At 49.2% G+C, this 22,936-nt stretch carries 23 protein-coding genes, 1 rRNA gene and 1 pseudogene; 12 read left to right on the top strand and 13 right to left on the bottom strand.

What is annotated here, in order from left to right:
- The first annotated feature begins 360 nt into the window (after positions 1–360).
- The 3 genes from hemL (at position 361) to KME12_18170 (ending at position 4,208) form a co-directional block, all read left to right on the top strand.
- Complete coding sequence (gene hemL / locus KME12_18180; GenBank protein MBW4489714.1) at positions 361–1,659, top strand: glutamate-1-semialdehyde 2,1-aminomutase; 1,299 nt, start codon at positions 361–363, stop codon at positions 1,657–1,659.
- 285 nt (positions 1,660–1,944) lie between these two features.
- Positions 1,945–3,000, top strand: a complete 1,056-nt coding sequence (gene egtD, locus KME12_18175; protein ID MBW4489713.1) for an L-histidine N(alpha)-methyltransferase — start codon at positions 1,945–1,947, stop codon at positions 2,998–3,000.
- A gap of 347 nt (positions 3,001–3,347) precedes the next feature.
- Positions 3,348–4,208: a PD40 domain-containing protein gene (locus KME12_18170; protein MBW4489712.1), complete on the top strand. Its 861-nt coding sequence runs from the start codon at positions 3,348–3,350 to the stop codon at positions 4,206–4,208.
- A 165-nt stretch (positions 4,209–4,373) separates the two neighbouring features.
- Here KME12_18170 and KME12_18165 read toward each other — a convergent pair whose 3' ends face one another.
- The 3 genes from KME12_18165 to KME12_18155 all read right to left on the bottom strand — a co-directional run bounded on the left by KME12_18165 (position 4,374) and on the right by KME12_18155 (position 6,864).
- Positions 4,374–5,021 (bottom strand): thylakoid membrane photosystem I accumulation factor, encoded by a 648-nt coding sequence (locus tag KME12_18165; GenBank protein MBW4489711.1) that lies wholly within the window; start codon positions 5,019–5,021, stop codon positions 4,374–4,376.
- Positions 5,022–5,276: 255 nt separating this feature from the next.
- Positions 5,277–5,927: a hypothetical protein gene (locus tag KME12_18160; GenBank protein ID MBW4489710.1), complete on the bottom strand. Its 651-nt coding sequence runs from the start codon at positions 5,925–5,927 to the stop codon at positions 5,277–5,279.
- A gap of 610 nt (positions 5,928–6,537) precedes the next feature.
- Complete coding sequence (locus tag KME12_18155) at positions 6,538–6,864, bottom strand: heavy metal-binding domain-containing protein (protein ID MBW4489709.1); 327 nt, start codon at positions 6,862–6,864, stop codon at positions 6,538–6,540.
- Positions 6,865–7,034: 170 nt separating this feature from the next.
- Between KME12_18155 and KME12_18150 the strand changes: the two genes are divergently transcribed.
- Positions 7,035–8,216 (top strand): tetratricopeptide repeat protein, encoded by a 1,182-nt coding sequence (locus tag KME12_18150; GenBank protein ID MBW4489708.1) that lies wholly within the window; start codon positions 7,035–7,037, stop codon positions 8,214–8,216.
- Positions 8,217–8,364: 148 nt separating this feature from the next.
- Positions 8,365–9,156 (top strand): 3-methyl-2-oxobutanoate hydroxymethyltransferase, encoded by a 792-nt coding sequence (gene panB, locus KME12_18145; GenBank protein MBW4489707.1) that lies wholly within the window; start codon positions 8,365–8,367, stop codon positions 9,154–9,156.
- A gap of 5 nt (positions 9,157–9,161) precedes the next feature.
- Here the strand turns inward: panB and KME12_18140 are convergent, their stop codons facing one another.
- From KME12_18140 to KME12_18115, 6 genes and pseudogenes are all read right to left on the bottom strand, one after another.
- The gene (locus KME12_18140) at positions 9,162–9,539 is read right to left on the bottom strand and encodes a hypothetical protein (GenBank protein MBW4489706.1); all 378 of its coding nucleotides are present in this window, start codon (positions 9,537–9,539) and stop codon (positions 9,162–9,164) included.
- A 7-nt stretch (positions 9,540–9,546) separates the two neighbouring features.
- Positions 9,547–9,951 carry a helix-turn-helix transcriptional regulator gene (locus tag KME12_18135; protein ID MBW4489705.1) on the bottom strand — a complete coding sequence of 135 codons (405 nt, stop codon included), beginning with the start codon at positions 9,949–9,951 and terminating at the stop codon, positions 9,547–9,549.
- A 222-nt stretch (positions 9,952–10,173) separates the two neighbouring features.
- Positions 10,174–10,548 (bottom strand): hypothetical protein, encoded by a 375-nt coding sequence (locus tag KME12_18130; GenBank protein MBW4489704.1) that lies wholly within the window; start codon positions 10,546–10,548, stop codon positions 10,174–10,176.
- A 125-nt stretch (positions 10,549–10,673) separates the two neighbouring features.
- Positions 10,674–11,885, bottom strand: coding sequence for a transposase (locus tag KME12_18125; protein MBW4489703.1), 1,212 nt, complete (start codon positions 11,883–11,885; stop codon positions 10,674–10,676).
- A gap of 269 nt (positions 11,886–12,154) precedes the next feature.
- Positions 12,155–12,343, bottom strand: a pseudogene (locus tag KME12_18120) (hypothetical protein).
- A gap of 82 nt (positions 12,344–12,425) precedes the next feature.
- The gene (locus tag KME12_18115) at positions 12,426–12,809 is read right to left on the bottom strand and encodes a hypothetical protein (protein ID MBW4489702.1); all 384 of its coding nucleotides are present in this window, start codon (positions 12,807–12,809) and stop codon (positions 12,426–12,428) included.
- A gap of 278 nt (positions 12,810–13,087) precedes the next feature.
- Between KME12_18115 and KME12_18110 the strand changes: the two genes are divergently transcribed.
- The 4 genes from KME12_18110 (at position 13,088) to KME12_18095 (ending at position 18,540) form a co-directional block, all read left to right on the top strand.
- Entirely contained in the window at positions 13,088–14,659 is a 1,572-nt protein-coding gene (locus KME12_18110; protein ID MBW4489701.1) for a sodium:proton antiporter, read from the top strand.
- A gap of 101 nt (positions 14,660–14,760) precedes the next feature.
- Complete coding sequence (gene ahcY / locus KME12_18105) at positions 14,761–16,038, top strand: adenosylhomocysteinase (GenBank protein ID MBW4489700.1); 1,278 nt, start codon at positions 14,761–14,763, stop codon at positions 16,036–16,038.
- An 85-nt stretch (positions 16,039–16,123) separates the two neighbouring features.
- Positions 16,124–16,726 carry a DedA family protein gene (locus tag KME12_18100; protein MBW4489699.1) on the top strand — a complete coding sequence of 201 codons (603 nt, stop codon included), beginning with the start codon at positions 16,124–16,126 and terminating at the stop codon, positions 16,724–16,726.
- A gap of 83 nt (positions 16,727–16,809) precedes the next feature.
- Complete coding sequence (locus KME12_18095; GenBank protein MBW4489698.1) at positions 16,810–18,540, top strand: ABC transporter ATP-binding protein/permease; 1,731 nt, start codon at positions 16,810–16,812, stop codon at positions 18,538–18,540.
- On the opposite strand, the gene KME12_18090 is transcribed toward KME12_18095, so the two are convergent.
- Positions 18,541–18,957 carry a cytochrome c gene (locus tag KME12_18090; protein ID MBW4489697.1) on the bottom strand — a complete coding sequence of 139 codons (417 nt, stop codon included), beginning with the start codon at positions 18,955–18,957 and terminating at the stop codon, positions 18,541–18,543.
- 201 nt (positions 18,958–19,158) lie between these two features.
- Between KME12_18090 and petG the strand changes: the two genes are divergently transcribed.
- Positions 19,159–19,272 carry a cytochrome b6-f complex subunit PetG gene (gene petG / locus KME12_18085; protein MBW4489696.1) on the top strand — a complete coding sequence of 38 codons (114 nt, stop codon included), beginning with the start codon at positions 19,159–19,161 and terminating at the stop codon, positions 19,270–19,272.
- A 165-nt stretch (positions 19,273–19,437) separates the two neighbouring features.
- On the opposite strand, the gene rsmD is transcribed toward petG, so the two are convergent.
- Together rsmD and hisH are read right to left on the bottom strand one after the other, a co-directional pair.
- Positions 19,438–19,986, bottom strand: a complete 549-nt coding sequence (gene rsmD / locus KME12_18080) for a 16S rRNA (guanine(966)-N(2))-methyltransferase RsmD (protein ID MBW4489695.1) — start codon at positions 19,984–19,986, stop codon at positions 19,438–19,440.
- 80 nt (positions 19,987–20,066) lie between these two features.
- The gene (hisH, locus tag KME12_18075) at positions 20,067–20,702 is read right to left on the bottom strand and encodes an imidazole glycerol phosphate synthase subunit HisH (GenBank protein MBW4489694.1); all 636 of its coding nucleotides are present in this window, start codon (positions 20,700–20,702) and stop codon (positions 20,067–20,069) included.
- 59 nt (positions 20,703–20,761) lie between these two features.
- On the opposite strand from hisH, the gene KME12_18070 reads away from it, so the two are divergent.
- Complete coding sequence (locus KME12_18070) at positions 20,762–21,274, top strand: peptidase C15 (GenBank protein ID MBW4489693.1); 513 nt, start codon at positions 20,762–20,764, stop codon at positions 21,272–21,274.
- Between the two features lie 102 nt (positions 21,275–21,376).
- A complete protein-coding gene (locus KME12_18065) occupies positions 21,377–22,753 on the top strand; it encodes a DUF3370 domain-containing protein (GenBank protein ID MBW4489692.1) in 1,377 nt (458 codons plus the stop codon).
- Between the two features lie 65 nt (positions 22,754–22,818).
- Here KME12_18065 and rrf read toward each other — a convergent pair.
- A 5S ribosomal RNA gene (rrf, locus tag KME12_18060) occupies positions 22,819–22,935 on the bottom strand.
- Between the last annotated feature and the right edge of the window lies 1 nt (position 22,936).

The following is a 22,936-nucleotide window of genomic DNA, read 5'->3' as shown; positions in this document are numbered from 1 at the left end:
ACTTCAGCAGTTCCAGCGGAGGTTGGCGCAAGGTTAACCCGTCTAAGATATCATTGCGCGATCGCGATCAAACTGCTAGCTCCATCAAATAGCCCCATCAAAACTTTGGGCGATCGTCGGAACCATTTACGCTCAGTCCCAGATTCATGACCCAGCAACCCTGCTGCTCCTAGAAATGGGATAATTGGCTAGCATAGCTTCTGGAATTGCAGCTTACGCCTGTCTGACAGCAAATATTGAAGCGTTCAAACCAACAGTCTTTGAGCCGAGAGAGTGGATTTTGCCTCTCTAGCTCTACGCCCTAAAAAACTTCAGTTTCAAGTCAGACTTTAAAGTTAAGAGAAACATCAGGAGAGAACCTTGGTTGTCACGACACTTAAAACCACTAAATCAGAAGAAATCTTCGCAGCTGCTCAAAAATTGATGCCAGGGGGCGTTAGTTCTCCAGTGCGTGCCTTCAAATCCGTGGGTGGACAGCCCATCGTTTTCGATCGCGTCCAGGGAGCCTACGCTTGGGACGTAGACGGAAACCAGTACATTGACTATGTGGGTAGCTGGGGGCCAGCCATTTGTGGGCATTCCCATCCGGAAGTGAACAAAGCTCTGCATGAAGTCCTCGAAAAAGGGACGAGTTTTGGTGCACCCTCAGCGCTAGAAAATATTCTGGCTGAGATGGTCATTGATGCTGTACCCAGCGTTGAAATGGTACGCTTCGTCAACTCTGGTACCGAAGCTTGTATGTCCGTGTTGCGCTTGATGCGGGCTTTCACCGGACGGGAGAAAATCGTCAAGTTTGAAGGCTGCTACCACGGTCATGCCGATATGTTCTTGGTCAAGGCGGGTTCGGGTGTTGCGACCCTCGGCTTGCCTGACTCCCCTGGCGTACCTAAGTCCACGACTGCCAACACCTTGACGGCTCCCTTCAACGACCTTGATGCCGTAAAAGCATTGTTCGCGGAGAACCCCGACCAAATTGCTGGGGTGATTCTAGAGCCTGTCGTCGGCAATGCGGGCTTCATTCCTCCCGATGCTGGCTTCTTAGCTGGCTTACGCGAGATTACTCAAGAGCATGGGGCTTTGCTGGTGTTTGATGAAGTCATGACTGGCTTCCGGATTTCCTACGGTGGTGCTCAGCAAAAATTCGGCATCACTCCCGACCTGACCACGATGGGTAAAGTGATTGGCGGGGGGCTACCTGTCGGGGCTTATGGAGGTCGCCGCGACATTATGGCGATGGTTTCGCCTTCTGGCCCGATGTACCAAGCTGGCACCCTTTCTGGTAATCCTTTGGCCATGACCGCTGGCATCAAAACTTTGGAGCTATTACGGCAACCTGGCAGTTACGAGCATCTCGATCGCGTCACCAAGAAGTTGGTTGAAGGTCTGTTGCAAATCGCTAAAGAAACAGGTCATGCGGCTTGCGGCGGCAGTATCAGTGGCATGTTCGGTTTCTTCTTTACCGAAGGGCCTGTGCACAATTACGAAGATGCCAAGAAGTGCGACCTCACCAAGTTCAGCCGTTTCCATCGCGGCATGTTGGAGCGGGGCGTATACTTAGCTCCTTCCCAGTTTGAAGCAGGCTTTACTTCTTTAGCTCATACCGACGCCGATATCGATCGCACCTTAGAAGCTGCACGGGATGTGTTGTCGAGCCTCTAAGAAAGCTGGATTAGATCAAATCTAAACCTCACCCCGCCTACGTCACCCCTCTCCCACGGAATCTGATGTGTATAGCCAGCCCTAACCTGTTTATAGACATAGTATCCACGGGAGGGGAGCCAGTGATTGGTCAAAAAATCTCACTTGAGTTCGATTTGGCTGAGAATAGCTGTGTGGTTCTCTATTTAAGAAGCCTCGCATCCATAAGCTCATGCTTTTACATGGATGTGCTAACTTGCTGCGAGTCATCAGCCATCTCGCTGCCATCACACTTACGGAGGTAGGATGTCAATTTTTAAAGCAGTGGGCAGCAATCTTGTGTCTCAACCCCCAGACCAAGGTGTTGTTCAGCCCCTAGAACAGCGCTTGCAGATTGACCACCTGATCAGTCCTAGTAATCCTTTAGCCAAAGAGCTTACGGCTGGAAAGGATGTGGTGGAGGGTTTAAGCAAAGCGCCTAAATCCTTGCCCCCGCATTATTTCTACGACGATCGCGGCTCTCAGCTATTTGAGCAAATCTGTGAACTGCCAGAGTACTACTTAACTCGGACTGAGACGGCTATCCTCCAGCAGTATGCCTCTGCGATCGCTCAAATTACCGGACCTTGTGAGCTGGTCGAACTCGGCAGCGGTAGTGCCATCAAAACCCGGATTTTGCTAGATGCTTACGCTGCTTTGGATCAGCCTTTACACTACATGCCGATTGATGTCAGCGCTGGCATTCTAGAAAGTAGTGCGCGGGATTTGCTGATCGACTACCCCACCTTGCAAGTCCACGGCTTAGTCAGTACCTACGAGCTAGCCCTGGCGAAGCTAGAGCCTGCCCAACTGCCCACCCGGATGATTTGTTTCCTCGGCAGTTCCCTCGGCAATCTCACCCCAGCAGAATGCGAGGTTTTCTTTAGCCAAGTGAAAGCTTCCCTGAAACCAGGTGAGTATTTCCTATTGGGGTTTGACTTACAAAAGTCACCCGAGGTTCTAGAAGCTGCCTATGACGACAGCCAAGAGATCACCGCAGCCTTTAACCTCAATATGCTGGCCCATCTCAATGGGCGTTTCCAAGGTGACTTTGATATCTCGCAGTTTGAGCATGTTGCCTTCTATAACCAGTCACTGCATCAAATTGAGATTTACTTAAAGAGCTTGCGATCGCAAACCGTCCATCTGCGATCGCTCAACTTAACCCTGGAGTTTGCCGCAGGTGAAACCATTCACACCGAGATCTCCCGCAAGTTTGATCTGTCACTGATGCAGCAAGACCTTAAAGCTAAAGGCTTAAACCCAATTCAAGCTTGGAGCGATCCTAAGCAGTGGTTTGGCCTCGTCTTGTGTCAGGTTTAGCCCAATCCCGACCCTTAGCATAAATCGTTAAAGTCTCGCAGGCTGAAGCCTGGGGCTATTAGAACTAAGCCTGCGGAGGCAGGCTAAAACTACCTTTCTCGAAATCGGACCGTGCATCAACAATCTTCGCTCTCGTAGCCGCTTGAGCCGCTGGTCATTCATGCGGGCAGTTTACTGTAGAGTCAGGAAATTCAACTTTGGAAAATTCCCTTCCCAAGCACTATCTTGCTGCTACGGTTTGTCTACTAGGGCTACTCTTGCCCGCTTGTGGCAATAGGGTATCTGAAGAGATTGGTGCTGCAAGTTCACCCTTCAAGCCCGCTGACACTCTTCCTTCGGCTCTTTCTATGACTAACGGGAATGCTGAGATTGCTTTTGTTTCTGATCGGGACGGTACAGGGGCGCTCTATGTAATGAATGCGGATGGGTCTGGACAAACTAAGATCAGCCGCAATCCTAAGGTTAACTATTACAACCCTGCTTGGTCACCGGATGGTCAGCAGATCGCTTGTTCTGCGGGCCAGGTGGGTAAAAGTAAAATCTCAATCTGTGTGATGAATGCAGATGGATCTGGAGAAGTCAAATTAGCAAGCGAGTATAGCAGTTCTGCTCCTACTTGGTCGCCTGACGGCAAAAAGATTGCCTTCCACGTAACTTTTAGTGGGGGCTTTTTCCCGATGGGTGCCATTTATGTGATGGATGCTGACGGCTCTAATCCAATCAAACTAATCGAGGATGCTGGCGACATGTCGCCATCCTGGTCTCCTGATGGCAAACGCATTGCTTTTACCTCTAGCCAGCATGTGACAAGCCTTAGTATGGTCAATACTGAGATTTATGTCGTGGATGCGGATGGGTCTAACCCAACTCGATTGACAGATAACCTAGTACCGGATGATTCTCCGAGCTGGTCCCCGGATGGTAAGCAAATTGCTTTTGCTTCACTTCGCCAGGAGCGTTTTAACATCTATGTAATGAATGCGGATGGGTCTGGTCAGACTCAGGTAACGCAGAATCCATTCGGTAATCGGAGTTTATCTCCGAGTTGGTCCCCGGATAGCAAGCGACTGGTTTATGCTTTGAAACCGATCGCGTACAAGCGGAAGACCGAGATTTACACGATCAATGTGGATGGCTCTGAGAACACGAGGATCACCGACTCTGAAGCCGAAGAAACAGTCAATGAATTTCCTGTTTGGCGACCCTAATTACCCAATCCTCTACCTCAATAATTTGATATTGCTGAGTCCGGTCGAAAATCACTCGATCCACCTTCACCCCAACCTCCTAGAGGGAATTGAGTTTCTGCTTCCTTCTCCCTAGAGAGCAAGGTTGGGGATGAGGCCAGATTCATTTCTAATTCAGCAACCCCATTACTTCTTCGGAGCTGCTTGTTCAGTCAACTCAGAGTTGAACTCATTAAACATGCGCCGTCTTAGCGGTACAGACTCAGAGCGGGGCAGCAGGTTAAAGACTTCTCGGAAAACATCATCCACTGCTTCAAAGGGAACCTTACCCTTCGCATTCAGCGCCACTTTACCCTCTTGGTTGATCACTACTGTCTGAGGCACAATGCCAGCGTAGTAGTAACCTGGTTCAGTAGGGCTATAGCTAGACTTAACTGGTAGGGCATCCACGTTGATGGGGATAAAGTCCACGACCTTGCCATAAAAACCCTGGAGCTGCGAGACCACTGGGGAAAACTGCTTGCAATCCTTGCTGTCATCCACAAAAAACACCAGTAACGCAGGCTTATGACGCTGAATGGAATCTGCCAAAGTGGTTCTCGGTGGGACCAGTGCCCCATTGCCTGCATAGAGCGCAAAGATATTGCCATCAAAGCGATCGTCGTCGATGCCTGCCCAAGCGGGTGAAGCTCCCACCGACCAGAACCCCGCGATCGCAATCACCAACCCCAGCACCGCAGCCAACACTTGCTGTCGCCATGACCGACGCTGCTTGGGCGATTCTACCTGTGAGGTCAGCTCACTTGCCGTTAAACATTTACTCGCACTTGTCATAGACACAATGGGCAACTTCCACCAGGGAGACATGGTAAAACTCAATTTTAAGGCTTGCTGATTCTAACCTATGTCTTTTGGTCACCACTAGTCGAGTCGGGCTCGGAATATCAAGTTGAGACAAGAAGGGCGATCGCAAAAAATAGCACCTCCTCAAGTTGAGAAAGTGCTGCATAGCATGGATTTAACTTTAGCTCAGGGCTATGAGAAAGTTTTTAGCAGTCTTTTTAGCAGTCAATGACTAGCTGTTCTCAACTAGCTGTGCTGGTGATTGCCGTTGGTTCGAGGACTACGAGCACCCACAGAAGCACCAATCATCGAAGCTACCAAACCGAGCAAGGAGCCAAAGGTGAAAGACCAGCCTGCCTTTGCGGCATTACCCGCTAAGTCGCGAGTACCTTGAGTCGAAAGATTAGGGCTTTGGATAGCGCTTGGGTCAGGGATGTCAATCCCACCGGGCTGCGCTGCGGCAGAGGCAGCATCGGCAGCACTATTCACTAGCAAACCAAAAGTACCAGATACACCACTAGCCAACAACCAAGAGCTAATTGCTAGGGTTGTTGCCCAAAGAATCGCACCATTTAACAGAGCCGTGCTGCGGTTCATGGGACCACAGGTGCGACTTGTAATCCAACCACCAATAAACAGAGAAATAAATAAACTAATAATGCTCCAGATGCCCACAGCGGTTCCAACATCTCCAGCATTGGAGCGGGGAGCACCAGACCCAGCGATGCTAGATAGCCCAATAGCTGCACCGAGAGCACTCAGCACCAATTGGCTAGCCAAAGCGGTGAGCAAACCTGCCAAAATAGGACCCCAACGGACTCGATCATGATACTCAGCCACTGGACCGTAAGCTGATCTTTCTACTACGCTATCTGCTGGCCGATTTGTGTATGCCATAGCTCTATCTTTTCCCTCCCACTGTATAAGTGTCTTAAAGTATTTGCTCTAGCAATATCAACATTTGAAACTCACTTTAAGCCGTCTCTACAACTACTGGCATCTATCGCCGGGAATAAGGGTTTAGCTAGATTGGCCCTCTAAATATAGAAATTAAAATTAGTTTTGCTGGAGAAAGTGGGGATCATAAATTTTTTAGCTTTTTGGGATTAATTTATCCAGATTTCTCATCTAGCTCAACTTAATTTGTCTTAGGGAGCTTTGACCAAGGTTGGCGATCGCCCCCGTAGCAATCCTTTCAGGCGAGTCTAATTTAACTTTAGCTCGACAGCTTCACATTTTTTCACTTCTTTTATTAAGCTTTAAACCTCCATCTTATTGTCGGCAAATTAAGTTCGAAAAGTAGTCTCTATCACAATGTAACTACTATCCCTGAGTTCATGTTCACATATTCTAAAATTTATCCTTCTGGTAAAGTAAGTTTTGAAAGCTGATAAGCCAATTATCAAAAAAGCTCTACGTCCTTAGGTAGAATTTGGACTGTTTTTTGGCAGTCAAGGTGGTAATTAGCAATTCTTTCTCAGCCATTAGTAGTAAGGGTGATTCAGTCCTAGCGCAGCCGAATTGCCGTTCCGGTCGCTGTAATCAACAACAAAACTCCAGACTGGTCGAGGCTGATCGTGCCTGTATCAATCTCGATGCCAATCACAGCATTGGCTCCTAAACGCTCGGCCCGCTTTTCTAGCTCTGCCAGTGCGTCTCGTTGGCCTTGCTCAAAGACCCGCTCATAGCTAGCTGTTCGCCCGCCAATAATGTCTCGAATTCCCGCAAAAAAATCTCGCAGCGCATTACTGCCATAGACCACTTCAGCGGTCACGATACCCAAGTACGCTTCGACAGTTGCCCCTTGAATGACATCAGTTGTTGATAAAATCATCAATTGTCCTCCTGCAACAATACTTAAAAAGTTCAAGCTTCAGGTCAGGGTGCAGCTTCCTCAGCTAGTTTCAATCATAAAAGTTTTGCTCCGAGTGGAACTTGCGACGGATCTCGGTAGTCTCCTTCCTGATCCTTTTTGGAAATCCCAGTAGCCCTTAACACTTGCAAATGTCGTCTAGGAAATTGGCCGTGTATAAACCAACTCTATTAGCAGTGAGTACGCTGTGGTTAGCCAGCTTGGCCTTAGCTGCACCCGTCACTCAAGCCGCTGAAGCAAAGCAGACAACGACAGCAAGCCGCCAGCACCCAGCGATCGCCAACCGTCTGATCGCCAACCGTCTGATCGCTCAAACCAGCAGTGCCAACAGTCAAGAACTCAGCCGTCTCCTCCAGGAAGGTCGCAAACTCGTTGACACTGGGAATTTTTCTGGGGCATTAGCGGCCTACCAACAAGCCGCCAGCTTAGACAGTAAGAATGCCAAGATTTTCTCCGGGATTGGCTACTTGCAGGCTCGCCAAGGCAATTTTCCTGCTGCTGCCGCCGCCTACCGTCAAGCCGTAGCCCTAGACGAGAAAAACGCCGACTTTCAGTATGCCCTTGGCTACAGCTTAGCCAGCTCAGGCGACAACTCAGGCGCGGCAGCTGCTTATCAGCGAGCCACTCAGCTAGATGGCAAAAACACAGAAGCTTATTTAGGGCTTGGGATTGTCTTGGCGCGGCAAGGCAACAACAACGACGCGATCGCCGCTTATCAAAAGGTGATTGGCATTAATCCCAACAGTGCCAAAGCCTACGAAGCCCTCGGCTCCTTATTTTTGGAGCAAAAGCGCTATCGAGAAGCGACCTCTACCTTACAACGTGCTGCTCAACTCGCCCCCAACCGGGCCAGCACACAAATTAACCTAGGTGTTGCGTTCCTCAATCAAGGCGATACCCGTGGCGGTATTACTGCCCTAGAACGTGCTGCCCAGATGGAACCCCGCAACGCTGATATCCATCTGCAAATCGGCAAAATTTTGCAAAACCAAGACGATCGCACTGGAGCCTTACAAGCCTACCAACGAGCAGTGGCCATTAAACCCAGTTTGACCGACGCGCACACCGCCATTGGCGACCTTTACCTAGAAGAGCAAAACTTCCTGCGAGCGATCGTTGCCTATCGCGAAGCTCTAGAAGCTGCTCCCGATGATGCTAGAACCGTCTATAACCTAGCCGTTGCTCTTAGAGGCCGCGATCGCCTAGACGAAGCCAAAGACACCTTCCAAAAAGCCCGCGACTTATTCAAACGCCAAGGTGACAAAGCAGGCGAAGAAAAGGCCGAATCCGCCCTAAAAAGCTTCAAAGACTAAAACCCGTGAATTCTACTCCCCTTCCCTACAGGGAAGGGGCTGGGGGTTAGGTCTCACCCAAGATCTTGGTCTTAGACCAAAAGTAAACACCAAGTTGCGATCGCCAGCTTAACAAGTAAGACTAGATCTCCTGTTCAACCAGACAACCATGACAGTCAAAATCCAGCAATTGAGCCAATGGAAACAGCAAGGTCGTCCCATCGTCGTACTTACCGCTTGGGATTACGCCTTCGCTCAAATTCTGGATCAAGCGGGGGCCGATGTACTCTTAGTCGGAGATTCCCTAGCAATGGTGGCGCTAGGCTACGACACCACCCTGCCCATCACTTTAGAAGAAATGCTGCACCATGCCAAAGCAGTCCGTCGTGGGGTGAAGCAAGCGCTGATCGTGGTGGATTTGCCCTTCTTGAGCTATCAGGAGAGTTGGCAACAGGCCATTCACTCAGCAGGGCGAGTCCTCAAAGAAACAGGTGCCCAAGCCGTGAAACTAGAAGGTGGCTACCCCGCGATCGCTGATACCGTTGCTCATTTAGTCCAAGTTGGCATCCCAGTCATGGGGCATGTCGGTCTTACCCCCCAGTCAGTGCATCAACTGGGCTATCGTCAACAAGGCAAATCCGTAGAAGCGAAGGAGCGGATTTTGGCAGAAGCGATCGCCCTTGAGCAAGCAGGAGCCTTCGCGATCGTCTTAGAACATATCCCTACTGAATTAGCCCAGCAAATCACGCAAAAACTCACCGTTCCGACTATTGGCATTGGTGCTGGTCCTCATTGCGACGGTCAGGTGTTGGTCACAGCGGATTTGCTAGGGCTTTCCAGTTGGCAACCCCCCTTCGCCAAAACCTACGCCAACTTACGAGAGAGCATTACCCAAGCGGTACAAACCTTTGCTACCGAAGTGCAATCTCGTGAATTTCCTCCCAACCAGCCCAAACCCTAAAAGCACTAGAGCTTTTCTTCTAGCGGCTTGCAGAAATCATCGATTCCAGCTTTAGCGGCGTAGATACTCACGAGGGTAGCCAGTTCCCAAGGTAGAGCATTTGTCGTGACTAGCTGTGTGATGGTAGTTGCCACACGGTTAGTTTCTAAATCAGCTCGCAATTCAGCTTGGCACAGCCTAGGTCGCCAGCGCTTCGCCAATCCTGCGATCCAGCCCTCAGATGTGGTGGGTTGCTGCCCGACATGAATTGCTAGGGCGATCGCGGCATCTTCTAAATCGCCCTCACAGTCTTCAACTACATCTAAAGCGACTAAAGCCTGGGGATAATCGCTCAGTTCGGCGCGAAAATCAGAAATTTCTGTCGGCGTGAGAATTGTATTCATAATCAAATTAACTAGACGAACGAATAGAAGCTGATGGTCGCTTTACTTCTGGCTGAATAGGCCGTAATTCTTGCACCAATTCTTCAACTGATCCACGAAGTTGGTCAACTGCCAACTTTAGGTCTGTAATTTCCGTATCAAAGCGATCTAAGCGTCCTTCTATCGCTTTGAAGTCAAAATTTCTCTGAGCGGTTGTCAATTGCCAGAAAGAACAATTGAGAGCAGCAAGCACTTTTTGAACGGTAGAAAAGTTGGGATCGTAGTCCGAATCATTCAGGATTCGATTAATTTGCTGAGTATAGCCCAAAGCGCTGCCTCCATGCTCTTTAGCGATTCGTGCCGAGATTTTGCGAATGCTCATCTGCTGAGTTTTCATCAGCTCTCGGATTAATTCCACCACATTTTCTTGCATAAACCTCCCTCATCTACTAGGCTTAAATTAAGAACTTGAATCACTAAGTGACCTTCACCTCGCGGCGGGGGCCACTTTTTTATTGCTGTTTGTTTCTATAAGTAATCAAATTAGAAATAACAGTTCAACATTTAAGAAAAAAGCAGCAGGACAAGGGTCCTACTGCTACTACATTCCTCTCAAAAATTGCTTCGAGAGGAGAGAAGCTTAACGCTTAGGTGACTACAGCCCAACAAACTCGCGGGTCTCTAGGCCAGTCAGCTGCTGAGCGATCGCTAGACGCGCTTCTAACTTGGCGACGCTAAACTCATTGCGCAAGTGCTCTAGATGAGCCAAGGCATTGGATTTCTCGGTACTCAGGCGCAGCAGGGCATCCATCGCATGCTGATATTCAGGATTTGCTTGCAGCACTTCGAAGCGGCGCGCCTTGCGTTGGTTGTCATTCTTCAAGTTGGTTTCAAACGCCACGACCAAGTCAGCATTGCCTTCTAAGCGAGCAATATGCTGGCGGGCTTCCCCAATTTGGTGTTCTAGCTCATTCACCGCTTGAGCAGCTTGAGCGATCGCGGCGGGATACTGACTAATACTGAATTTCATAGATATCTTTCCTAAGCAAACTGAGAACTTGAATGTGAGTGTCAGGAATCAATCGGAGGCTGAGGAGAATAGCAACCCAGCCCGGAGAGCAATAGGCATCAGCGTGAATTACCCGACGCTCATCGCTAAACGATAGAGCGCGGGCTTCCAACTTCAACGGGAGCTACCTCCGAATTCATGGATTTTTTACGTCCAGAACCCTTCGGATTTACACTCCCTCGATTGGCAGTAGCGCTGATTCCCAACGCCAGTAATCGCAAGCCTTCATTTCTGATATTGATTGCCGCATTTACATCCCGCTCATGCCGTTGCTGGCAGTGCGGGCAATCAAAGAAGCGGACAGAGAGATCCATTTTGGGGATTTGTAGCAGCGTGTTTGAACACAAATGAGACGACGGGAAAAATCTGTCTACTTCAAGATAGGTTTTGCCGTCAAACTCGGCTTTGTACTTGAGCATGGTGCAAAACTTACCCCAGCCCGCATCGCTGATGGCTTTGGCAAGAGTATGATTTTTTACCATGTTCTTGACTGCCAGATTTTCCACCACTACAACTTGGTTTTCGTTGACTAGCTTGCGAGATAGTTTGTGGAGAAAATCTTCTCTGACTCTGGCAATTTTGCCGTGAACTTTAGCGACCAGGCGACGCGCTTTTATGCGAGTCTTGCTGCCCTTGGTTTTTCTGGATAGCTTTTGCTGCTTGCGCTTTAAGTTCTTGGCATGTTTCTTGAGGTGCCTGGGATTGTAGAACTTTGAGCCATCGGAAGTAACGGCAAAATCAATCAATCCCAAGTCAATCCCAACAGCTTTACCGTCGCTGCTGATTTCAGGCTTAGCCGTACCGTCATCGATCAACAAAGAGGCGAAGTAGTGTCCTTCAGGGGTCTTAGATACCGTAACGGTCTTAATCTTGCCTGTAGGTAAAATGCGATGGATTTTAGCTTTTACGGTGCCTAGATTTCCAGGGAACTTAATCGCATCATCGCCGTGAAGTTTTACGTTGGCAGGATATTGAAGCGACTGTCTATCAAACTTGCTTTTGAATGTGGGGTATTTTGCCCGCCCTTCAAAGAAGTTGATAAACGCTTGAGACAGATTCAGGATCGACTGCTGGAGGCACTGTGAGTAAGTCTCCTTGAGCCATTCGAACTCCTTCTTTAGCTCTGGTATCCGCTTCTTCATGTCGTAAGCAGATACGCCTTTACCCGTTTCCTTGTAGGTCGCGGACATTAAGGAAAGCGACTGATTCCAGAGCCATCGAGTTGCGCCAAAATCTTTGGACAACTGAATGACCTGCCCATCAGTCGGATAAATTCGTACCTTGGTTGCTTTTAGCACGTCCTTATTTTAGCGTATTTTTGAATTTCTGATAAGCACTATAAATAGTGTGTTTCTTCGGGCGCTGTTACCTTCCCTGTCCTGCGGAATCGGTCAGGCAGCGCACCCTCAGTCACGCGCTTCTCATCCCGACGCTGACCTTTCAGGTACAGCGCGGGGCTTCCCCGCTAGTAGCTAAATTACGCAGCTAATTCTTCTAACTGCACTCGCTGCGATCGCACGGCTGCGTCCAGATCACTCGGAAGCAGACGCTTCGTTTGAGCATTCGGTGCGGTTTGTTCTAACACTTGAACTTCAATATTGACCGCTACCAAATAGGAGCCAGCCGCTTTCCCTACTGCCTCAGCAATCAGCTCGGCTAGGTCAGGGCGATTGGCGGTGATGGGGTCGCGGAGGGTGCAACGGTCCCAGTCATATTTGGCGGTTGGGTCCACGCTGAGAATGTAGTGCTTAGTCATGGCGCAAGAACTTGAATCACTATCCTTATTGTAGTGCATTACCACAACACTTTCAAGAGAAAACAAGCCCGCTACGCCACGCTTAAGCCGCTAATCCAGGAGGCACCACTTGCAAGGCGCGATCGCGAATATTAGCTCGATCAACGCTCAAATTGGGCCGCTTACCATCCATCCGATCCCAATAAGCCAACACCTTTGCTAGGTCAGTATGCTGCGGTAGAGCGATCTCATAGGCGTACTGAAGCAGCATTTTCCCTCGTCGGAGCTGATAGTTATAACCCAAGCCTGAAAGGTACTTAGCGAAAGCTTGAGCCTTACTCAATTTGTCAAAACCAAAGTAGCAAGCGGCAGTGGGCCCACCCGATTTTGGTAGCTTCTGGAACGGGCTACGCACGACCAAAACTCGCGGCGATAAATATTGACCGACGCGACCTTGCTGTAACGAAAAAAAGCGACCGATCTGCATATTTAGAACTTGAATCTCACTAGATCTATTGTAGTTTATAGTCACTACATATAGGGTGCCTATGGAGGTCGTATTTTAGGGTAATAACCACCCTGAAACGCTGAAAAATCAACCGTTTTTTAAGATTGAATTGAGCCGTTGTACTTCTATATGATTATAGTATTTATGTACTGATAGCGTCTGGGTTCAATCCAATAGCATCTAGATAGCATTAGGGGTGAGTATGTCACTATGGCAGCAAGTCACGATTGTGATTTGTTGTTCATTACTTCAGAACTATGGCTGTAGAAGCAGTAACAGAGGGAGTAGCCATTGAGCAAAATCTCAAGCAGTTCCTCCTGGTGCTCTCTGTTTCCTTAAGTGTGGCCACCCTACCCCGGATCATTAGCTGGTTTCGCCAAATTCCCTACACACTACTGTTGGTGATTGTGGGGCTAGGGCTGGCGTTTATTGATATTCGCTTAGTGAATCTCTCGCCAGAGCTGATTCTGTCTATCTTTTTACCACCGCTGTTATTCGAGGCAGCTTGGAATATCAAGTGGTCTAATCTCAAGCAAGACTTGATCCCGATTAGCTTATTTGCAGTGCTAGGGGTGGTCATTTCGATCGCCGGGGTCGCTTGGGGGTTGATCTACTTAGGAGGGGTCTCCTTGACCACAGCCCTGCTAGTCGGGGCTAGCTTATCCGCCACCGATCCGGTGTCTGTGATTGCTTTATTTCGAGAGTTAGGCGCAGGTAAACGGTTGACCACCTTGATGGAAGGCGAAAGTCTATTTAACGATGGTATGGCTGTGGTTGCCTTTGGGTTTCTGGTGGGCCTGCCCCTCGGCACTAGCAACTGGGATATCTCAGATCTGCTCGCTAGTTTAATTGGGGTGGTTGGGATCGGGATTGGCGTGGGCTGTCTGATTGGCTTTGGCCTTTCCTATCTGACCCAGCGGTTTGATTTACCCTTGGTGGAGCAATCTCTGACCCTCGTTTCAGCCTACGGTACCTACTTAATTACCGAAGATTTGGGTGGCTCTGGTGTGATCGGTGTGGTCACGGCTGGCATTATTTTGGGCAACCTTGGTTCTCGCATTGGCATGAGTCCTCGAACTCGGTTGGTAGTCACTGAGTTTTGGGACTTCTTGGCCTTTTTCGTCAACTCGATTGTCTTTTTATTGATTGGTGATCAAATTCATTTTTCGGTGCTGGGCGCTAACTTAGGCACGATCGCCATCACCATTGGAGCCATGCTGCTCTCCCGCGCGATCGCTATCTATGCTTTAGGTGCCCTGAGTAATGGGGTCGCTAAATCTCTCATTTCCTTACCGGATCAGACGGTGTTGTGGTGGGGCGGGTTGCGGGGGTCAGTCTCTATTGCCTTAGCCTTGAGTGTGCCCACGATGCTGGGAGAGCGAGAAGAAGTGATTGCTACTGTTTTTGGGGCGGTTCTATTCACTCTCTTAGTTCAAGGACTCACGGTCAAACCTTTGCTAGAGCGGCTAGGGCTCCTCAGCGATCAACCCATCCAGCAAAAATATGTAGAGACGATCGCTCGTTGGGTGGCGATCAATCGAGTCAAAAAACACTTGACGCAAAGCGATCGCCCCGAAATTGACCCCGAATTTTATCGCTACCAAACTGCATTGGTCAAAGGTCAGCTCAGCGATTTGCAGAGTGAGATTGACCAACTCCACAATGAGTATCCTGACCTACGCGATTTTAGCCATGAGCTTCTATGGGAAGAACTCACGGCGATCGAAGCTGACACCTATGCAGAATTTGTGCGAGCAGGTCGCCTGAATAGCAAACTAGCTCCTCTGCTGGCAGAAAACTTAACTCAGGTTGAAGAGAAACCCCTGTAGTCTATGCAGCGAATCAGACCCCATTTCAGGTGTTAGATCATCAGCAAATGCGGTTAGTCTAGTTTAAGTCAGTGAGTTCAATATTCTAAGGAAGCAATTTCATGACCGCGACTCCCATCCGGCTGAAGCACGAAGTCAAAGATTTATCACTTGCACCCCAAGGCAGACAGCGGATCGAATGGGCTGGGCGCGAAATGCCTGTTCTACGTCAGATCCGCGATCGCTTTGCTCAAGAAAAGCCTTTTGAAGGGCTGCGTCTCGTTGCCTGCTGCCACGTTACCACGGAAACTGCTCACTTGGCGATCGCGCTCAAGGCGGGTGGAGCCGATGCTATCCTCATTGCCAGCAATCCTCTGTCTACTCAAGATGACGTGGCCGCCAGCTTAGTCGCTGACCACGGTATCTCTGTATATGCTCAAAAAGGCGAAGACAACGACACCTACCACCGTCACGTCCAAATTGCGCTCGATCATCGCCCCAACATCATCATCGACGACGGTAGCGATGTGGTTGCGACCTTGATTCAACAGCGCCAGCATCAAATCGCTGACCTGATTGGTACCACCGAAGAAACCACCACTGGGATTGTGCGTTTGCAGGCCATGCTCAGAGATGGCGTGCTCACTTTCCCTGCCATGAACGTCAACGACGCCGACACCAAGCACTTCTTCGATAACCGCTACGGCACAGGCCAATCCACCTTGGATGGCATCATCCGCGCCACCAACATTCTGCTAGCTGGTAAAACCCTAGTCGTAGCAGGTTACGGCTGGTGTGGTAAGGGTACAGCAATGCGGGCTCGCGGACTAGGCTCCAACGTCGTCGTCACCGAAATTGATCCCATCAAGGCGATCGAAGCAGTCATGGATGGCTTCCGGGTCATGCCCATGTCTGAAGCTGCCGCGATCGGCGATATCTTTGTTACCGTTACAGGCAACAAGCATGTCATCCGGGCTGAGCACTTTGAAGCCATGAAAGATGGTGCGATCGTTTGTAACTCTGGTCACTTCGACATCGAAATTGATCTCAAATCCTTGGGTGCTAAAGCGACCGAAGTGAAGGATGTTCGTAACTTTACCCAAGAGTATCGCTTGCAAAACGGCAAATCGGTTGTAGTACTAGGAGAAGGCCGCTTGGTCAACCTGGCCGCAGCAGAAGGCCATCCCAGCGCTGTAATGGATATGAGCTTTGCCAACCAAGCTCTCGCTTGCGAACACTTAGTCAAGAACAAGGGGAATTTGGCTCCTGGCATTCACTCTATCCCCACCGAAGTCGATCGCGAAATTGCGCGTTTGAAACTGCAAGCAATGGGTGTGCAAATTGATACGCTAACCTCTGAGCAGATTGAGTACATTAACTCTTGGACTGCTGGAACCTAAACCTAGTTTTTAGCATTCTCTAAATTGGGGCGTTCTCAGCGCCCCATTTGTTTATGTTCTAAATCACCCGTGAGGAATTGAGCAGATGGCTGAGTGGATTACTAACACCATGAACTCCCTAGGCTACGTGGGTATTGGTCTATTGATGTTTTTGGAAAATCTCTTTCCACCCATTCCATCCGAGCTGATCATGCCTCTGGCAGGCTTCACAGTTTTTCAGGGCAAAATGCAGTTTTTCTATGCCGTCTTAGCAGGGGTTGTGGGCACAGTATTAGGAGCCTTGCCTTGGTACTATGCAGGCAAGTTACTGGGGGAAGAACGGTTGAAGGCTTTAGCCGATCGCTATGGCAAATGGCTGTCTATTTCTAGCAAAGACATTGACCGAGCCGATGACTGGTTCGATCGCTACAATGCCAAAGCTGTCTTTTTCTGCCGTCTTGTCCCTGGTGTCCGGACGTTGATTTCTCTCCCTGCGGGTATTAGCGGTATGCCAATGGTACCGTTCCTGATCTACTCCACCCTAGGCACCACTTTATGGGTGAGCCTGTTGACTTACGCAGGTTATGCACTTGGCCAAAACTATCATTTGGTGGATCAATATATCGGCCCGCTCTCTAAAGTCGTCCTCTGCATTCTGATTGCAGCCTTTATTATTTGGGTGGTCAAAAAGAACTGGAAACGCGCCTAAGTTTCCTCAGGCTAAGCCATTCAGAAACTACCAAAAGCTGGTAGCGTCAGACAAAGGAGAGAACACTTGCTGGACGCTATCCCTTGAAGACACGATCGCACTATTGGCAGCTACTGCCGTATCTCAAACCTCATTGGCGCACGATCGCTCGAGCTTTTGCTTGCACCCTGGTATTTACCGCTTTTTGGCCTGCTTTAGTCTGGCTAGCAGGGAAGCTGCTGAGTCTCACTGCTAAAGGAGATATAAGGGAGCTGGCTCAAGTCGCAGGCGTAGTTGCCGTCGGGTTTCTGGTGCAGAAAACGGCTCAGTATGGGCAAGATTCGCTGATGGCTAAGGCAGCGTTAGCGATCGCCTATGACCTGCGGCGGCGAGTCTATAGCCATCTGCAAACCCTCAACCTCAGCTATTTTGAAACTGCTCAGACCGGAGACTTAACCTACCGCCTGACCGAAGATATCGATCGCATTGGCGAAGTTGTGAACAAAATCTTTCATGACTTTATCCCTTGCGTGTTGCAACTCGTAGTCGTGTTGGGCTACATGATTTATCTCAACTGGCAATTGACCCTCGCCACCTTTCTCGTTGCCCCGCTGATGGGGGTTCTGATTAGCTGGTTCGGTCAAAAAATGCTGCTTTTCTCTCGCACCAGCCAAAACCGCGTCTCTGATTTGTCCTCCCTGCTCACCGAAGTCTTCAGTGGTATTCGTTTAGTGCGAGCCTTTGCTGCCGAAGACTATGAAATCGATCGCTTTAGTCGCGAAGCAGAGCGCAACCGCCAAGCCAAATATTTAGCGGCTTGGTTACGAGCGGTACAGTTTCCCGTGGTGGGTTTTCTCTATGCGTTGAGCGTGCTGTTGCTGCTGCTGTTGGGCGGTTGGCAGATCTCCCAAGGCAACCTAACTGGAGCTGAGTTTGGTAGTTATGTGGCGGGTGTAGGTTTACTAATTGATCCGATCGCCCACATTACTGATAACTACAACGAGTTCAAGCAAGGAGAAGCCTCGGTTGATCGGATCTATGAATTGTTTGCCATTCAACCTGCGGTGACTGAAAAAGTTAATGCTCGACCCACGCCTGCGGTAACTGGCAAAGTGGAATGCCGCAACATTGGTTTTAGCTACCAACCCGATCAGCCTGTGCTGCAACACCTCAGCCTTCTAGCTTTGCCTGGAGAAGCGATCGCCCTAGTCGGTGCTTCTGGAGCGGGAAAAACTACTCTTGTGAACCTTTTACCTCGGTTTTACGATCCTCAGGTAGGGCAAGTGCTGATTGATGGCGTAGATATCCGCGATGTCACTTTGCGCAGTTTACGGCAGCAGATTGGGATTGTCCCCCAAGAAACGATCTTGTTTTCTGGGACGATCGCCCAAAACATTGCCTTTGGTCGCGCTAACTTCGACCTGGATGCTGTGGAAGCTGCTGCCAAAGTTGCCAATGCTCATCAGTTTATTACCCAGCTTCCGGAAGGTTATCAAACTTGGGTCGGAGAACGTGGCGTTAATTTATCAGGAGGGCAGCGCCAACGAATTGCGATCGCTCGTGCCGTGCTCCTAGACCCCCGCATTCTCATCCTCGATGAAGCCACCTCAGCTCTAGACTCCGAATCTGAAGCCTTGGTACAAGAAGCGCTAGAACGGCTGATGCAAGGCCGTACAGTCTTTATCATTGCCCATCGTCTTGCCACAGTTCGGCGGGCCGATCGCATTTTGGTGCTAGAAAAAGGCCGTGTGGTGGAGTCCGGGACTCATGCGGAACTTTTAGCCCAAGGCGATCGCTATGCTCGCTTCTATGCTCAACAATTTCAAATCGGCTAGTTAAAGCGTTTCTAGATAGCTCAGCAAATCTGTCATTTCTTGCGGACTCGGCTGGAATTGTGGCATTGGGGGCGTTCTGCCACTAATCACCTGATGAATCAGCTTCAGCTTCGACTTTCGCTGAGAAATATTACGCAAACTCGGACCCACACGACCATCCGCTTCTAGCCCATGACATCCAGCACAATTCATTTGAAAGATGGCATGGCCTAGAATTGGGTCTCCTCTTAGAGACAACACACTCTTGACATAAGGATCAGAAACTTGCCATTGGTGGACACCCAGAATCACCAACAAAATCGTCAGCAAAATTGATAGCGCAATTAAGCTGATCTTCTGAACTAAAATTTCGGGCTTAATCGTCTGGTTATCCAAAAGTTTTCTAACTGTGAAGGAGATATACAAAGAATTTTTCATTCAATAACATAGCTTAAAAGTTTCAAAGCGTGCAGGCAAGTTTGGAGAGTTTTTCCAGACGGGTGAGCGAAGCCTCCGATCCCACTGCTGCATAGAAGACTAAAGGTTTGATGAAACTCTTTTTTTCCTAGCAAGAGCTAGTAGTATGAAAAACAGGCAAGAAACGTTAACGTACTGCAAACACTCATAAGGAGATTTGACGTGGTAGAGCCTTTGCTTTCGGGGATTGTTCTCGGTTTGATTCCCATTACCTTAGCTGGATTGTTTGTCGCAGCGTACCTACAGTACCGTCGCGGCAATCAGCTCGGTCTGTAACACCTCGCCCTGGTTCATTAGGAGTTTTACCCTTGGAGCCAGGGCTAATTTTTGACTACAAGTTGCGATCGCTCCAAGCTGCCATTACCCCCAGAGATCGCTCAACATAGTTATTAAGCTGTCTTTACTTGTTAGGTTGCCCAAATCTGTTTCTAGCCCTGCAAATCAAATTGGGGCTTGGCAGTAAAACGTTAAGGCGGTGTTGCCATAGGTTTTCTGACGACAAACTTCTAGCGTTGGTATCTGAGTGATCGTCCAACCTTGGGGGTCATGTTCCACAGCAATTTCACCACCGGGTGCTAAAAGCTGATAATGCGCGATCGCTTCTAAAACAGGTTGATACAAATTGCTGGCATAGGGCGGATCAAAGTAAATGCAGTCAAATTGTTTCCCCGCTGCTCCTGATAAGCGCTGTAAGATATCCCCTCGCCACACTTGAAATTGTTGGTCTGGTTTGGCTACCTGCTGCCAATTTTGCCGAATCAAGCTACAAGCTCGGTTCGATTGTTCAATTCCTAAGACAAAAGTAGCGCCACGACAGAGAGCCTCCGCGCCCATCGCCCCACTCCCGGTACACAAGTCTAACCAACGGCAACCTTCAAGCCTTCCCTGCCAGATATTAAACAAAGCTTCCCGAACCCGCGCTGACGTCGGTCGAGTGCCCTGTCCAGGTAAAGTTTTCAGTTGGCGATTGCCATAAATCCTTAAACTCATGAATTAATACGGTGAGCGATTACCATAGGCATCTCAGCAGGAATAAACATGCTTGCGATGTTCGCGCCTAAGCTCAGCGCCTAAGCCAAAACAGTAGATCGAACTTGACTGACAAAGTTCGCTAAAATCTGTAGACCTGATTCAGAAGACTTTTCGGGGTGGAATTGCACTGCCATCAAATTTCCCTGTGCGATCGCCGCTGTCACGGTTTGAGTGCCATGCGTCACTGTGGCAGCCCGAACTTGGGAGTCAATAGGGTCAACATAGTAAGAGTGGACAAAATACACCCAAGGCTGAGCAGGCAAGCTTTGCCAGATGGGTAACTGAGATTGCGTAAAGTTGAGTTGATTCCAACCCATGTGGGGAATTGTAATTCCAGGCTCACGACGAAAGTGCCGCACCACTCCTGGCACAATCCCTAAGCCTGGTTCTTGGCCTTCCTCACTGCCGTCAAACAAAATTTGCAAACCTAAGCAAATGCCTAGAAATGGCTTACCACTAGCGATCGCTTGTTTGATTGGTGCTTCTAAATGGCGCGATCGCAAATGTTGCACTGCTGGATCAAAAGCTCCTACACCAGGCAATACCACGGCATCAGCTTGGTCAATTTCATGGGGGCGATCAGTAATTTGAGGTGTGGCTCCCGCTCGCTCTAAACCTTTGCATACGGAGTGCAAATTGCCCATGTCATAATCGACGACCGCAATGACTGCCATTAATCCACTTCCCTGTGCTGATTCATACTTTTATTGTAGTTGGTTGTAGATTACCTCTCATGCCACGAAGTATCCTTCTCACTTCTTTTGACACCTGGCAACCCCACCAGCGATCGAATTCTTCCGATGACTTACTGGAGATAGTCTCCCACCAAAATCCTTATCCTCAGCAACTGCACTTCCTCCGCCAGATTCCAGTTGATTTTGATCTCGCCCCCAGTCAGCTTCTAGCCAAAGTAGATGAATTACAACCCCACATCATTCTTTGTTGTGGTATGGCAGAAAGTCGTAGTCTACTCACGGTCGAGTCCAATGGCAAACATGACAGCGAAGTTATTACCACCCCTCTAAATTTAGAATCTTTAATCGCAGACTTACCGACCACAGCTATTAGCCATGATGCAGGGCAATTCGTTTGTAACTGGCTCTATTACTCTCTCTTGAAATACAGCAGAGAGCAAAAGCTACAGAATTATTGCCTCTTTGTTCACGTACCCATTTTGACTCCACAGAACATCGAATTCATGGTGTCAGATTTTTTAACCATTATGCAGCGCCTGCTCAGCCTCTAGGTGACTGCATTTACTCCAGCTAAATTTTCTCAAACCCAATCATAGAAACTTCCTACACCCCGTAAACTTCTTATTACTGACATGTTTCGAGTGAACTATCGCATGTTCTCGTTGTTGCCCCTATTAACTTTGGCTCAAGCTACTCCCGCTCCACCTTCCCCACCACCCTCTGAAGAATTTGTGCGGCTGCAAGAAGTCAGACCGTTGCTCGGTCAGTTAGACGATGTTCTGGTCTTCAATAGCAACAGCCCAGAAGTTGTGCAAAAGGAAGGCATTCTCCTTTCAACTTTTCCATCTACAGGCAAGCGCTTTCCTGCTGCTCATCTCAACGTCCCATTGCAAGGCCGCTTCGATCTCTTCGCTCATCACATCGCTAAAGCGACGACTCCTGAGGATCTGAAAACACTTTATTTGGGTGCCATCCTCCACAATTCCAGCACCCAACCAGTCACGGTTGACATTCTGCAAGCTGCCAGTTATCTCAGCCAGCCCGATGCACCCTTTATTGAGCTACCTCCCTACGTTGAGAATCCAACAGGTAGTGTGTATGCAGGCCCAGGCGATCGCGCTATGAATGATGTTCTGCGAGGTAAACGGCAGGACAACTTCCCAGCACAACTGGTCATTCCACCGGGAGAAAGCCGTATGCTGCTCAATCTCCCGATTCCAGTAGCCACTCTTGACCCACCAATCAATGGTCGTTCTACTCTCATGCGCTTACGCAGCAACGGCCCCGTTTACATGGCTACCTTAGGGATGTTTGCGCGTGCCAATACAGAGGGCACGGAACAGGCTCCCACCCTAGAAGAATGGGAAACTCTCTTAAACAATGGTGACTTATCAGGGCCACGCGATCGCACACCCACACCCCCGGATGTCAAGACAGGCCAAGTGATCTATAGCCGAGTCGCGGGAGTTGCTCAAGGATCTACCTGGCGATCGCAACTTGTAGATAACCCTACTAGCCAATTCCTGACAATTCCTGCAGTTGGAGAAGCTTTTTCGTATGGTCTCAGCACACTACTAGCTGGCACTTTAGGAACTACTCAGATTCAAAGCGCTCCGTTGCTAGCTCGCTATCCTGACACCGCTTACCAAGCTCATGGCAATTACGCAATGGAGTACAACTTAACCCTGCCGCTAACTAATCCCACTAACCAACCTCAAACAGTTGCTATTTCCCTAGAAACACCTTTGAAGGAGGATACGCTTAGCAAGCAAGGATTACGTTTTCTAGAGCCACCTGCTCGTCAAGTGTTCTTTCGTGGCAGCGTTCGCATCCGGTATAACGATGAGCGCGATCGCCCCCTTACTCAATATATCCATCTAGTACAACGACGTGGTCAAGAAGGTGAACCTCTCGTAACCCTAAATATTCCTGCCAACCAACGTCGCCTTGTCCAGGTTGATTTTCTCTATCCCCCTGACTCAACACCCCCTCAAGTTCTAACAGTCAAAACCTTAAATACTGCCAATTGAACTGCACAATTCCATAAGAAAAGACTCCTTTCGTCAGTTACAAAGGAGTCTTTTCTTTAATATTATCCTGGCATCGAGCTATTGTCCCGTGGGGCTACCCCCAAAGTATCGTCGCCGCTGCAGCGTTTCACCTCTGAGTTCGAGATGGGTCAGTGTGGTTCCACCGCGCCATGAACACCAGGA

The organism is Trichocoleus desertorum ATA4-8-CV12 (assembly GCA_019358975.1).
Taxonomy (GTDB): Bacteria; Cyanobacteriota; Cyanobacteriia; order FACHB-46; family FACHB-46; genus Trichocoleus; species Trichocoleus desertorum_A.
The sequence above is the reverse complement of the archived record's forward strand: the minus strand, read 5'-3'. Positions and strand labels throughout refer to the sequence as shown.

Excerpts from the sequence above, each read along its gene's own strand:
- KME12_18135 (MBW4489705.1), bottom strand. The coding sequence starts at position 9,951 with ATGCAAGAAAATGTGGTGGAATTAATCCGAGAGCTGATGAAAACTCAG.
- panB (MBW4489707.1), top strand. The coding sequence starts at position 8,365 with ATGACAGTCAAAATCCAGCAATTGAGCCAATGGAAACAGCAAGGTCGT.
- KME12_18130 (MBW4489704.1), bottom strand. The coding sequence starts at position 10,548 with ATGAAATTCAGTATTAGTCAGTATCCCGCCGCGATCGCTCAAGCTGCT.
- KME12_18165 (MBW4489711.1), bottom strand. The coding sequence starts at position 5,021 with ATGACAAGTGCGAGTAAATGTTTAACGGCAAGTGAGCTGACCTCACAG.
- KME12_18110 (MBW4489701.1), top strand. The coding sequence starts at position 13,088 with ATGGCTGTAGAAGCAGTAACAGAGGGAGTAGCCATTGAGCAAAATCTC.
- hisH (MBW4489694.1), bottom strand. The coding sequence starts at position 20,702 with ATGGCAGTCATTGCGGTCGTCGATTATGACATGGGCAATTTGCACTCC.
- KME12_18070 (MBW4489693.1), top strand. The coding sequence starts at position 20,762 with ATGCCACGAAGTATCCTTCTCACTTCTTTTGACACCTGGCAACCCCAC.
- egtD (MBW4489713.1), top strand. The coding sequence starts at position 1,945 with ATGTCAATTTTTAAAGCAGTGGGCAGCAATCTTGTGTCTCAACCCCCA.
- KME12_18090 (MBW4489697.1), bottom strand. The coding sequence starts at position 18,957 with ATGAAAAATTCTTTGTATATCTCCTTCACAGTTAGAAAACTTTTGGAT.
- rsmD (MBW4489695.1), bottom strand. The coding sequence starts at position 19,986 with ATGAGTTTAAGGATTTATGGCAATCGCCAACTGAAAACTTTACCTGGA.
- KME12_18065 (MBW4489692.1), top strand. The coding sequence starts at position 21,377 with ATGTTCTCGTTGTTGCCCCTATTAACTTTGGCTCAAGCTACTCCCGCT.
- KME12_18115 (MBW4489702.1), bottom strand. The coding sequence starts at position 12,809 with ATGCAGATCGGTCGCTTTTTTTCGTTACAGCAAGGTCGCGTCGGTCAA.
- KME12_18170 (MBW4489712.1), top strand. The coding sequence starts at position 3,348 with ATGACTAACGGGAATGCTGAGATTGCTTTTGTTTCTGATCGGGACGGT.
- KME12_18155 (MBW4489709.1), bottom strand. The coding sequence starts at position 6,864 with ATGATTTTATCAACAACTGATGTCATTCAAGGGGCAACTGTCGAAGCG.
- KME12_18150 (MBW4489708.1), top strand. The coding sequence starts at position 7,035 with ATGTCGTCTAGGAAATTGGCCGTGTATAAACCAACTCTATTAGCAGTG.
- KME12_18160 (MBW4489710.1), bottom strand. The coding sequence starts at position 5,927 with ATGGCATACACAAATCGGCCAGCAGATAGCGTAGTAGAAAGATCAGCT.
- KME12_18140 (MBW4489706.1), bottom strand. The coding sequence starts at position 9,539 with ATGAATACAATTCTCACGCCGACAGAAATTTCTGATTTTCGCGCCGAA.
- ahcY (MBW4489700.1), top strand. The coding sequence starts at position 14,761 with ATGACCGCGACTCCCATCCGGCTGAAGCACGAAGTCAAAGATTTATCA.
- KME12_18100 (MBW4489699.1), top strand. The coding sequence starts at position 16,124 with ATGGCTGAGTGGATTACTAACACCATGAACTCCCTAGGCTACGTGGGT.